Raw genomic sequence first — 10568 nt, 5'->3', positions numbered from 1 at the left:
CGAACCGACTTCCGCTGCGATGTCGCCACCCCTCACCCCGAGCGCCTTTGCGTCATACGCGAAGACGGCGCAGTGCTCGCGTTCCACCTCGTCACTGGTGTCCGGCCGAGGCTGTGATGCGTTGCTCGCACAGGTCGGTCGGCGCCGACTACGAAGAGCCGGCCGCAGGCCCGCGCGCCGAGCGCCCACAGCTACTGGGGTCGTCCGCGAACTCCTCGGCCGCGACCGAGAGAGTCAGTACCGGCTGATCGTCTTGTGGGAGCCGAACGACATCACGAGGGCGACGATCCACAGGACCACCGTCCAGCCGCCCAGCAGGTTGATCCAGAAGATCGTCCAGTGGTTCGACTTGCCGCGCAGGGCCGCGACCGCCCACGGCAGCATGTAGCCGCCAGTGAGGAGCGCCACGACGACGGCCACGAACGCGCTGACCGGGCGATCGCGCTGATCGATCAGATAGCTGTTCATTCCTCCAGAGTACGGGGGGTGCGCCCTGGCCGGGGGCTCGGCGCATCCCATGCCCCGGGGTGACGGGCTGGACACGACAATGATCGCGGGGAGAACCGTTCCACGGAAGCGGTGCACGGCTCAGGGACTGCACGACTCCTCAGCATGGTCGTTGTGACGTGAGGACGCACCCTCACACCCATGCCCGTGTCCGCACAGAGGATGGTCGGCTGAGCAGCGCGGCGGTACGGACGCCAGTAGGAACCGTTGCGGCGCACCGCGAGTCTGAGGGGTGTGAGACTTGCTGGTGTGAGGTGGTGTCGGCCGGTAGCGCTCGCGGCGTGCGCTGGGTTCCTCGTTGTCCCCGGTGCCGCGCCGGCTGCCGCGTCGTGTGCGAGGCAGCTACCGGACTCCCCGTACGCGTTTGTCGGAACCGTCACTGCCACGACCGAGGGCGGGCGTATCGCCGATGTCGTCACCGAAGGCGGCGCTACGGTGACCGTGCAAGGCACACAGGACACGAACTGGTTCTCCAACACCTACACGTCGGTCGACCGGCAGTACGAGGTCGGCGCCACGTACGAGTTTCACCCGCGTAGCGCGGACTCCCCGTACTCGGACAACGCCTGCACCGCCACCCGGCAACTGAGCGGCCCGACCGCCTCGCCGAACCCCCCAGCCTCCACCGACGTCTTGCCAGCGTGGCTGCCCGTCGATGAGCAGGCAGGACCGGCGGGCTACCTGTTGTTCATCGCGCCAGTTGCAGCTGCGGCAATAGCCCTGTTCACCGTCATTCGGCACCTGTCCCGCACGAGGCGGCGCCGGGCCGCTGCGACCTGACGCGCACAAGGTCATGAGCCCGTCGGCTCGTCGCGCCGCAGGCGCAGTGCGACCCACACCCCGCACCGGCAACAGATGCGTTGCGCCGCCACCGAGGGCGAAGCGCGGGCCACCCCCTGGCGCTGGACCTCAGGTGCTTTGGCGTCCCACGAACCGAACCTTCCACGCAACGACGCCATCAGCGAGGGTGCGTTGGCAGTCTTGTCCCGCAAGAGCCGTCCGGGTTGGATTCCCGCCCCGGGGGTTGTGCGGTACGTCCCCACTCCGTTGGATGCGGGACGGCCGGTGATGGGCCGCCGCTCGGACACCCTCGTCGTGCGCGCCCTGGTCCGGCTGGCCCGCCCACAACGATGGTCATCGAGACGAACAACGATCTCCACAAACGCGCCAGGACATCAAGGCGCCCTCGACGTCACTGGCCGTTCACCGCTACGGCCAGCGCAGCCCGACCGTCTCCTCGCTGACCTGCCACAGCCGCTGCTGCATCTCGACGTTCATCGCCAAGGCGCGGGCGGTGACGACCTGTGGTGGGCCACCTCTCTCTCCGAGGCCGGACGGTCCGACATAGGTGCTGCCGGGGAGGTCGGCAGTGGCAGCCATCAGGCTCGGCCACGCACCGGCGTGGGCCGGCTGGGCGATCGCCTTGACCGCCGCGTCGAGGATGCTCGCAGCACCTCCTCGCGCCCGGCCGAACTGCCCGTTGGCTGCGAGGTGCGTGCCCGCCAGGCCGGGGTGAGCCGCCAGTGCTCGCAGCGGCAGGTCTGTGCCCCGAGCCCGCTTGTCGAGCTCATAGGTGAAGAGCAGGTTGGCGAGCTTGGTCTCGGCGTAGACGGGCCAGCGCTGGTAGCGGCGCTCGGCGCGTGGGTCCCCGATCGGGACCTGCCGGGCCACCTTGTGCATCACCGACGACACCGTCACCACGCGGGCATCTCCACTGGCCACGAGCTGGGGCAGCAACAGGCCGGTGAGGAGGAACGGGCCGAAGTGGTTGGTCGCCATCTGCGACTCGAGCCCGTCGGCGGTCCGGCGATAGGGCGGAGCCATGATGCCCGCGTTGTTGATCAGCACGTCGATCGGTCCGAACGCGGCCGCCTCGGAGGCGGCCGTCCGCACGGAGGTGAGGTCGGACAGGTCCACGACCAGCTTCTCCAGCACCGCTCCGGGTGCCTCGGTCGTGATCGCGGCCTCGGTGGCGTCGAGCTTGTCGGCGCTGCGGCCGGCCAGCACGACGCGGCCACCGCGACGCGCCAGCTCGAGGGCGGTGAAGTGCCCCAACCCGCCCTGGGTCGTGCCGGTGACGACGATGGTGCGCCCGGTCTGGTCGGGAAGGTCGGCCAGGCTCCACGCCTGGGCGGTCGGACTCGTCGGGCCGGTCACGGGGTCACCGCCAGGTGATCGAGCAGCAGCTGGCCCATGGCGACGTCTCCGAAGATCTCCACGCGGCCCGGCTCGGGACGGCGCCGCCCTCCGGCCAGCAGGATGAAGGACTCCGCGTCGGTCCGCAGCCCGGTGGTCGGATCGCCCGGCACTTCGCCGAGCAGCACACCTCGACCCTCGTCGGAGACCACCGCAGCGACCGGCTCCCGCCCCTCCACCTCCGCCACCACGCTGCTCCCCGGCGGGGCCTTCACCCTCTTGGCGAGCACATATCCCAGGCTCGCCGACAGGTAGCCGATCGCGTGCCTGGCTGCCGGCGTGTCCATCCCGCCGGGCATCGCCAGGGCGCGGCGGATGTCCTGCTCGTGCATCCACACGTCGAGCGGGCGGTTGCGCAGCAGGGTGCGCGTGTCCCAGCCGATGGCGCCGTACAGCCCCGGAGCGGGAGCGTCGGGGTCGGTGGGCGGGTCGGCCAGCAGCTGGGTGTGCCGCGCGGTGATGGAGCCGCGGATCTCGTTGACCAGCTCGTCGCGCGTCTTGTCACGGCGAGCGACGACGCCCTGCTCGGTGAACTGGCCCATGGTGCCGCGCACGTGCGGAGCGTCTCCGATCTCCACCTCCTCGTGCTCGCCGCCGGCGACGAGCGACTCGAGGTGCGCGGTGTGGGCGACGACGGCCCGGACGTCCCAGCCGGGCAGGTCGGTCGGGGTGTCCCACGCGTCGGCCGGCACCTTGTCCAGCAGCGCCGTGAAGTCGTTGACGGCCTCCCACCAGACGTCGACGTAGGCGCGCAGTTCCTCAGGGGCATCGGTCATGACCAAACCCTAGGCGCTGTCGGCGACAATGGCTGGATGCGTGTACGTGCTCCCGAGCTGACCGGCCGCGGATGGCTCAACACGGCCACCGCGCTGGCCCTGCGCGACCTCCGCGGTCGCTTCGTGCTGCTCGACTTCTGGACCTTCTGCTGCATCAACTGCCTGCACGTCATCGACGAGCTGCGTCCGATCGAGGAGCAGTACGCCGACGAGCTGGTCGTCATCGGCGTCCACTCCCCGAAGTTCGTGCACGAGGCCGACCCGGAGGCGCTCGCGGCCGCAGTCGAGCGCTACGGCGTGCACCACCCGGTGCTCGACGACCCCGACCTGACGACGTGGCAGGCCTACACCGCACGGGCCTGGCCGACGCTGGTGCTCATCGACCCCGAGGGCTACATCGTCGGCCACTACGCGGGCGAAGGGCACGGTCACGCCATCTCCGCCCTGCTGGCCACCCTCATCGAGGAGCACCGCTCCAGGGGCAGCCTGCAGCCGGGCGACTCGCCCTATGTGCCACCGGTCGTCGAGCCCACCGACCTCAGGTTCCCGGCCAAGGCTGTCCCCCTCCCGGACGGCCGGGTGCTCGTCGCCGACGCCGGGCACGACGAGGTCGTCCTGCTCGCCGCCGACGGCTCGGTCGAAAGGCGGTTCCCCGGCTTCCGCGAGCCGAATGGCCTGTGCCTCCTCCCGCCCGACCTCGACCTCGGCTACGACGTGGTCGTCGCCGACACGGTTGCCCACCGGCTGGCCGGGCTGTCGCTCGACTCCGGTGCCGTGATCACCCTGGCCGGGGATGGCCGACAGTGGTTCGCGGGCGACGGCACGTCCCGGCTCAGCAGTCCGTGGGACGTCGTGTGGTGGGAGGGCCTGGTGTGGATCGCGATGGCCGGCGTGCACCAGCTCTGGACGTACGACCCGGTCACAGGGGAGCTCGCAGTGGCCGGCGGCACGGCCAACGAGGGGCTGCTCGACGGGCCGCTCGAGCAGGCGTGGTTCGCGCAGACGAGTGGGTTCGCCGTCGACGGACAGCGCCTGTGGCTGGCCGACTCCGAGACCTCGTCATTGCGCTACGTCGAGGACGGGCAGGTCCACTCCGTGGTCGGCACCGGTCTCTTCGACTTCGGCTTCCGCGACGGCGCGGCCGAGCAGGCACTCCTTCAACATCCGCTGGGCGTCGCCATGCTCCCTGACGGCTCGGTGGCGATCGCCGACACCTACAACGGCGCCGTCCGTCGTCTCGCGGTGGGTGAGCTCACCACCATCGCCAGCGACCTCAGGGAGCCGAGCGGCCTGTACGTCGACCACGGGCAGCTCGTCGTCGTCGAGTCCGGCGCCCACCGCCTCACCCGCATCCCGCTCGACGCCCGCGTGGCCGCCGACGACTTCAGCCACACCACGCAGCGGCCCGTGACCGAGGTGGGCCAGACCCTGCGGCTCGACATCCCCTTCACGCCGCCGCCGGGACAGAAGGTCGACGATCGCTTCGGTCCGTCCTCCCAATTGATGGTGACTGCCACCCCTCCCGGCCTGCTCCGGGCGGGCGAGGGCCGAGGCGCCGACCTCACGCGAGACCTGGTCCTCGACCCGCAGGTGGGCGAGGGGGTGCTCCACATCGCCGCGCGCGCCGCCTCGTGCGACATCGACGGAGGTGAGGGCGCGGCCTGCCGCATGCACCAGCAGGACTGGGGTGTCCCGGTGCGCGTCGACCCCGCCGGGAGCGCCGTCCTGACCCTGCCTCTCGGTGGCGCTTGGGCCTGAGTCTTCTCGAGACTCAGGTCCAAGGAAGTCGTGCTTCAGCCGCTGGTCCCCCGGAACGCGGGCGAAGAGGACTATGGTCGAAGGACGGCACTCGCAACCGCGATGGGTCGGACTCGCAAGGGAGCTCGTCATGGGTTTTGGTGTTGGCATCGTCCTGATGGTCCTTGGCCTGATCCTCCTCACTGGGGCGGTCGAGCTGCCGGCCTCGGTCGAAGAGGTGGTCGAAACCACGACGGTCGGCTGGATCCTGCTGCTGGCCGGAGTCCTCGGCATCGTCCTCGGGCTGGTCGCCTCGCGGCGCAGCTCGCACACCACGGTCGTCGAGGAGCAGCACCGCGACGTCTGACTTGATCTCCGGCCCACTCACTCAACCGCTCACTCAACCCCGGCCCCCGCTCGCTCGTGGGAGTCGGTGAAGGGCCACCTCGGTCCTTCGGGATCTGGGGAGCGACTGTGGCCACACCGGACGACGCAGCCTTCGACGAGTTCGTCAGCAGTGCCTGGCGTCCTTTGCGACAGGCCGCCTACGCGCTGACGGGCAACACCGCCGACGCGGAGGACCTGCTGCAGACCGTGCTGGTGCGCACCTACGCGCGCTGGCCCAAGGTGGGTCGCGAGGACCCGGTGGCCTACGTCCGCCGGGCGCTCGTCAACGCCTACGTCGACACCTGGCGGCGCCGCAAGGTGCTCCGGTTCGACGCGGTCGAGGAGCTGCCGGTGGTCGAGTCGTACGACGACGCTGATCGAGTCGAGGATCGTGCCGATCTGGCGGATCGGCTGGCCAGGCTCTCGCCGCGCGAGCGGACGATGGTGGTGATGCGTCACTACTTCGACCACTCCGAGCAGGAGGTCGCCGACGCGATGCACTGCTCGGTCGGCACCGTGAAGAGCACCTGCTCGCGCGCGCTGAAGCGACTCCGGATCCCTGTGACCACTGCTGAGGGGCTGTCATGACCACGGAACGATTCAAGGACCATCTCGACCGCCTCGACACCGGTCTGCCCGACCACCCCGACACTGCGGAATACATGCGCGAGGGCCGCGCTGCCCGTCGGCGCAGGCACAGCATCATTGGTCTCGGTGCCGGCGCGCTGGTCGCCGCCGTCATCACCCCCGTGCTCGTGTGGGGAGGCAGTACGTCGACCGTCAACCCCACGGGCGAGGTCGCATCGGATCCGTCGAGCTCGGCCTCGTCCGAGCCGACACCCACACCGACACCCACCCCGACCCCCGAGCCGGCCCCGGTGGGGCCTGTTGACCGGTCCTTCGGCGACGGCATGACCGCTGCGGTGACCGAGGTGGTCCCGAGGGCGGAGCTCCTGGACGAGACCGTCGGGGACCACTTCGAGGACGCAAAGGATGGCAACTTCCACTTCAGGAACCCGACCCTGAGCTCGCCGCCGGACTGGGCGAACGTCTTCATCTGGGCCCAGGAGTACGCGGCGGACGGTCTCCAGTACCTCTACGTCAGGGCTGAATGGGACACGATCGCCGCCGAGCAGATGTCGGGGTGCGACGACGGGATGTACGAGGTCATGAAGGACTGTTCGGTGGTCGAGTCGGACGGCTACACGGTCGTGGTCCACGACGGCGCGCGCTTCCCAGGGGAGCCGGTCGGCAATTGGGGCAGGTCCGTCACGGTCACCGGCCCGCCCTCGGCCGACGGCAGCTCCCAGTACGTCAAGGCCTCGGCGCAGGTGAAGGACATGTCCTGGGAGGAGGCGAGCGCGGCGCTGCCCAGCGTGGCCGACCTCACCGCGCTCGCGCAGGACGAGCGCCTGCGGCTGCCGGAGCCGACGGAGATGCCCACCCCCTAGAGCCAGCCGTTGGCCTGGGCGAGACGGGCGGCCTCGGCTCGCGTCGTGGCGCCGGTCTTGCCGATCGCGGCGGACAGGTGGTTGCGGACGGTGCCCTCGGACAGGTGCGCCCGGGCCGCGATTCCCGCGACCGGGGACCCGTCCAGCGCGAGCCGGAGGATCTCCGCCTCACGGGTCGTGAGCGGGCTGGGCCCGGCCATCAGGGACTCGGCCGCGAGGTCCGGGTCGATCACCCGCAGACCTTGATGGACACGGCGTACGGCGTCAGCGAGCTGCCTGGCCGGAGTGTCCTTGACCAGGAACCCCGCAGCCCCGGCATCCAGCGCGCGACGGACGTAGCCGGGGCGGCCGAAGGTCGTCACGATGAGCGACCTCACCGCCGGCAGCTCGGCCCGCAGGGCGGAAGCGGCCTCGATTCCGGAGAGGCCCGGCATCTCGATGTCCAACAGGCACACCTCGGCCCCGGACTCCCGGGCCGCCGCCACCACCTCGTCGCCGCGGCCCACCTGGGCGACCACCTCGATGTCGGCCTCGAGGTCGAGCAGTGCCGCGAGAGCTCCGCGGACGAGGGCCTGGTCGTCGGCCAGCAGGATCCTGATCACGGCAGCTCCACCTGCACCCGGGTGCCTGGTTCGGCGTCGTGCAGGGTCAGGGTGCCGCCGGCGCCGGACACGCGCTCACGCATGCCGCGCAGACCGTTGCCCTCGCGCTCGCGGAGACCGGCACCGTCGTCGGTGACGCTCATGCTTCGTTGCCCGAGCTCGATCACCACCGAACGCGCCCCCGCGTGCCGAACGACGTTGGTCACCGACTCGCGCAGCACCCACGCCAGCAGCACCCGGTGCCGGGGGTCAGTGTCGGCGACGCTGCCGAGGACGCGCGTCTCGATGCCCGCATCGGCGAGCACCTGAGGGGCCGCGGACAGCTCGGCGTCCAGGTTGGCGGCCCGCAGACCACCGACGGTGGCACGGATCTCGGCGAGCGCCTGCCGGGCGGTGGCCTGGATCGACTCGAGCTCGGCCTTCGCGCGGGCCGGGTCGACCTCGATCAGCCGGGACGCGAGCTCCGCCTTGATGGACAGCGCGGTGAGCGAGTGGCCCAGGACGTCGTGCACGTCGCGGGCCACCCGCTCGCGTTCGGCGACCAGCGCCAGTTCGGCGCGTGCCTCACCGGACTGCTCATCGAGCACGGCAAAGATCCGGATGGCAGTGCACAGGCCGATGATCGGCCACACCATCAGGAAGAAGAAGATCGGGAAGTCGCCGCCGACGAGGGAGATGACCGGCAACAGCGCACTGACGACCGTCGCCCACTTCCACCACGGTGCCGGCACGGTCAGTGCGGCGAAGGCACCGAGGTAGGGCGTGAGCCCGATGGCCTCGAGGCCGGTGACTGGCACGGTGCCCAGGATGAGCAGGACCATGACGCACCAGATCTTGAGCGCGTGCTCCTGCCAGAGGCTCCACCCGAGCAGGTAGAGGGCGCCGTAGGCGGCGATCAGGGCCAGCGTCACCGCCTTCGACGCCACGGAGGCGTCGGCCTGGAGGGTGGCGATCACGGGGTAGCCGAGGAACACCAGCCAGATCGACGCGACGACCCAACCCCACCGCTCCCAGGGGGAGCGAGCGGGGTCGGAGTCGTGGACCGACAAGCTCACACCCGCTCCTGGCGTCGCCGCAGCCCCCACACCGCCAGCGCCGCGAAGATGACCGTCCACGCGCACACGTTAGCGAGCAGCAGCCACACCGAGTCGTGTCCGGCGCCCATCGCCACGTAGCCCTCGGTGATCGGGTAGCGGGCCAGGCCTGCGTAGCCGTAGAGCGGCGTGAACCGACCGAACTCCAGCATGAACCCGTCCATCGGAGTGAAGACGTTGCCGAGGAAGCTCATGATCACGATCAGGCCCGCCGCGATGCTGCTGGAGTTCTCGCCCTTGAACACCAGGCACATGGCAAGGCCGTAGACGGCGAAGAGCGCCGAGCCCGCCCAGACGATCGCCGCGCTGGCGAGCCAGTCCACTGCGTTGCCGGAGGAGCCGGTGGCGGCCCCGATCACATAGATGATCGTGACCGGCACGACCGCGACAAGCATCGCCACGGCGGTCTTGATCGCCACGAAACCCAGCGGAGCGAGAGGCGTCAACGCGACCTGTCGGCCCCAGCCCATCGTCTGCTCGGTGGCCGCGGCGCCGACGACGGTGGTGGTGGCGGTGACGGCGCCGTACGCCGCCATCGAGACCATGACGTACATCGCGACGTTGGCGCTGCCGTAGGCCTCGTCGTCGCCCATCCCGAAGACGAAGAACAAGAACGCCGGCAGGGCCACGATGAAGAACATCCCCATCTTGTCGCGCAGCTGCCGCTTGAGGTCGAGCCCGGCGTAGACGAGGGGCATCGGACGGGAGGTACGCCGAACGGCGCGCGTTTCCGCGTCGGGGCCGGGGGTGGTCAGCGTGCTCATCGCAAGGCCTCCTGGGCTTCTGTGCGGGACTCGGCGGGGGATGTGGTGTGGGCTTGGGTCGGGCCGCCGGTCAAGGCGAGGAACGCGGCCTCGAGGCTGGCGCTGGCGACCTCGAGGTCGGTGATGCCGAGCGGTGCGACGGCGCGGCGGACCTCGTCGAGCCAGGCCGGGTCAACGCCGTGGGGCCCCATGCGGCCGGCCGGCGGGCGGAAGGTGATCGTCTGGCCGCCGTACGCCGCACGCACCTCCGGCGTCGGGCCGTCGGCCACGATGCGGCCACGAGCCATCAGCACCGTGCGGTCAGCGAAGGCATCGGCCTCGGCGAGGTAGTGGGTCGCGAACACGATGGTGCGGCCGTCGGCGGCGTCGGCCCGCATGGTGTCCCAGAACTCGTGACGGGCGCCCACGTCCATGCCGGTCGTGGGCTCGTCGAGGATCACCAGGTCGGGGTCGGGGACCAGTGCCAGGGCGAACTTGAGGCGTTGCTGCTCGCCACCCGAGCAGGCCTGGACCTGCCGGCCTGCGATCGGACCCAGCCCGGCGCGTTCGATGGCGACATCGACCCGCTCGGGTCGCCCGTGGAGCGCCGCGATCGCGCGGATCGTCTCGCGCACCGTGAAGTCGGGCAGCAGCCCGCCGGTCTGCATGACGGCCGAGACCCGGCCCTCCACGACAGCGCGGTGGGGCGTGGTGCCGTACACCTCGATCGTGCCGCTGGTGGGCGTGGTGAGCCCCAGCAGCATGTCCACGGTCGTGGTCTTGCCGGCACCGTTCGGGCCGAGGAAGGCCACGATCTCGCCGGAGTGGATCGTGAGGTCGACACCGTCGACGGCGGTGACGGTCTCGCCGCCCGGTGTCCGGAAGTGCTTGGTCAGGCCGATCGCCCGCAGTGCTGGTGTGGTCATGGAGCCAGCGTGTCCGCATCAGGCAGTCCGGACTCGGGGGAGACGTCACGACAAACCCGTGACAACTGTCATCAGCCGACCCGCCCCGAAAGTCGTCCGGCGGCTGTAACGCCGGGTTACTGCATGTATCACCTATGAAGTATCAGGGG

12 protein-coding genes are annotated in these 10568 nt (G+C 70.4%); 5 read left to right on the top strand and 7 right to left on the bottom strand.

Annotated elements, in window-relative coordinates; translation table 11 throughout:
* Positions 1-234: 234 nt before the first annotated feature.
* Entirely contained in the window at positions 235-468 is a 234-nt protein-coding gene (locus tag VNJ48_RS16240) for a superinfection immunity protein (RefSeq protein ID WP_325603951.1), read from the bottom strand.
* Between the two features lie 480 nt (positions 469-948).
* Between VNJ48_RS16240 and VNJ48_RS16235 the strand changes: the two genes are divergently transcribed.
* The gene (locus tag VNJ48_RS16235; protein WP_325603949.1) at positions 949-1287 is read left to right on the top strand and encodes a hypothetical protein; all 339 of its coding nucleotides are present in this window, start codon (positions 949-951) and stop codon (positions 1285-1287) included.
* A gap of 429 nt (positions 1288-1716) precedes the next feature.
* Here the strand turns inward: VNJ48_RS16235 and VNJ48_RS16230 are convergent, their stop codons facing one another.
* Positions 1717-2664, bottom strand: coding sequence for an oxidoreductase (locus tag VNJ48_RS16230; protein WP_325603947.1), 948 nt, complete (start codon positions 2662-2664; stop codon positions 1717-1719).
* On the bottom strand, positions 2661-3479 hold the full coding sequence (locus VNJ48_RS16225) for a maleylpyruvate isomerase family mycothiol-dependent enzyme (protein ID WP_325603945.1): 819 nt from the start codon (positions 3477-3479) through the stop codon (positions 2661-2663). The genes VNJ48_RS16230 and VNJ48_RS16225 overlap by 4 nt, the downstream gene beginning before the upstream one ends.
* Before the next feature lie 36 nt (positions 3480-3515).
* Here VNJ48_RS16225 and VNJ48_RS16220 point away from each other — a divergent pair, with 36 nt between their 5' ends.
* The 4 genes from VNJ48_RS16220 to VNJ48_RS16205 all read left to right on the top strand — a co-directional run bounded on the left by VNJ48_RS16220 (position 3516) and on the right by VNJ48_RS16205 (position 7054).
* Positions 3516-5237, top strand: a complete 1722-nt coding sequence (locus VNJ48_RS16220; RefSeq protein ID WP_325603943.1) for a thioredoxin-like domain-containing protein — start codon at positions 3516-3518, stop codon at positions 5235-5237.
* 130 nt (positions 5238-5367) lie between these two features.
* The gene (locus VNJ48_RS16215) at positions 5368-5583 is read left to right on the top strand and encodes a DUF6458 family protein (RefSeq protein ID WP_325603941.1); all 216 of its coding nucleotides are present in this window, start codon (positions 5368-5370) and stop codon (positions 5581-5583) included.
* Positions 5584-5690: 107 nt separating this feature from the next.
* Complete coding sequence (locus VNJ48_RS16210) at positions 5691-6191, top strand: SigE family RNA polymerase sigma factor (RefSeq protein ID WP_325603939.1); 501 nt, start codon at positions 5691-5693, stop codon at positions 6189-6191.
* Positions 6188-7054, top strand: coding sequence for a hypothetical protein (locus tag VNJ48_RS16205; protein WP_325603937.1), 867 nt, complete (start codon positions 6188-6190; stop codon positions 7052-7054). The genes VNJ48_RS16210 and VNJ48_RS16205 overlap by 4 nt, the downstream gene beginning before the upstream one ends.
* On the opposite strand, the gene VNJ48_RS16200 is transcribed toward VNJ48_RS16205, so the two are convergent.
* The 4 genes from VNJ48_RS16200 to VNJ48_RS16185 are packed head-to-tail and all read right to left on the bottom strand — an operon-like array spanning position 7051 to position 10419.
* Positions 7051-7656 (bottom strand): response regulator transcription factor, encoded by a 606-nt coding sequence (locus VNJ48_RS16200; RefSeq protein WP_325603935.1) that lies wholly within the window; start codon positions 7654-7656, stop codon positions 7051-7053. The two genes, VNJ48_RS16205 and VNJ48_RS16200, sit on opposite strands and share 4 nt — an antisense overlap.
* On the bottom strand, positions 7653-8711 hold the full coding sequence (locus VNJ48_RS16195) for a sensor histidine kinase (protein ID WP_325603933.1): 1059 nt from the start codon (positions 8709-8711) through the stop codon (positions 7653-7655). Before VNJ48_RS16195 ends, VNJ48_RS16200 begins: the two co-directional genes overlap by 4 nt.
* Positions 8708-9514, bottom strand: coding sequence for an ABC transporter permease (locus VNJ48_RS16190; RefSeq protein ID WP_325603931.1), 807 nt, complete (start codon positions 9512-9514; stop codon positions 8708-8710). Before VNJ48_RS16190 ends, VNJ48_RS16195 begins: the two co-directional genes overlap by 4 nt.
* Positions 9511-10419 carry an ABC transporter ATP-binding protein gene (locus VNJ48_RS16185; protein ID WP_325603929.1) on the bottom strand — a complete coding sequence of 303 codons (909 nt, stop codon included), beginning with the start codon at positions 10417-10419 and terminating at the stop codon, positions 9511-9513. The genes VNJ48_RS16190 and VNJ48_RS16185 overlap by 4 nt, the downstream gene beginning before the upstream one ends.
* Positions 10420-10568 lie beyond the last annotated feature (149 nt).

Origin of the sequence: Nocardioides sp. (assembly GCF_035576065.1) — a bacterium.
Classification (GTDB): Bacteria; Actinomycetota; Actinomycetes; order Propionibacteriales; family Nocardioidaceae; genus Nocardioides.
Note: the sequence above shows the minus strand (reverse complement) of the source record. Positions and strands in the feature narration are given on the sequence as shown.

Bases quoted from the DNA above. Each gene is read 5' to 3' on its own strand.
- VNJ48_RS16240 (WP_325603951.1), bottom strand. From the start codon at position 468: ATGAACAGCTATCTGATCGATCAGCGCGATCGCCCGGTCAGCGCGTTC.
- VNJ48_RS16225 (WP_325603945.1), bottom strand. From the start codon at position 3,479: ATGACCGATGCCCCTGAGGAACTGCGCGCCTACGTCGACGTCTGGTGG.
- VNJ48_RS16220 (WP_325603943.1), top strand. From the start codon at position 3,516: ATGCGTGTACGTGCTCCCGAGCTGACCGGCCGCGGATGGCTCAACACG.
- VNJ48_RS16215 (WP_325603941.1), top strand. From the start codon at position 5,368: ATGGGTTTTGGTGTTGGCATCGTCCTGATGGTCCTTGGCCTGATCCTC.
- VNJ48_RS16205 (WP_325603937.1), top strand. From the start codon at position 6,188: ATGACCACGGAACGATTCAAGGACCATCTCGACCGCCTCGACACCGGT.
- VNJ48_RS16190 (WP_325603931.1), bottom strand. From the start codon at position 9,514: ATGAGCACGCTGACCACCCCCGGCCCCGACGCGGAAACGCGCGCCGTT.
- VNJ48_RS16185 (WP_325603929.1), bottom strand. From the start codon at position 10,419: ATGACCACACCAGCACTGCGGGCGATCGGCCTGACCAAGCACTTCCGG.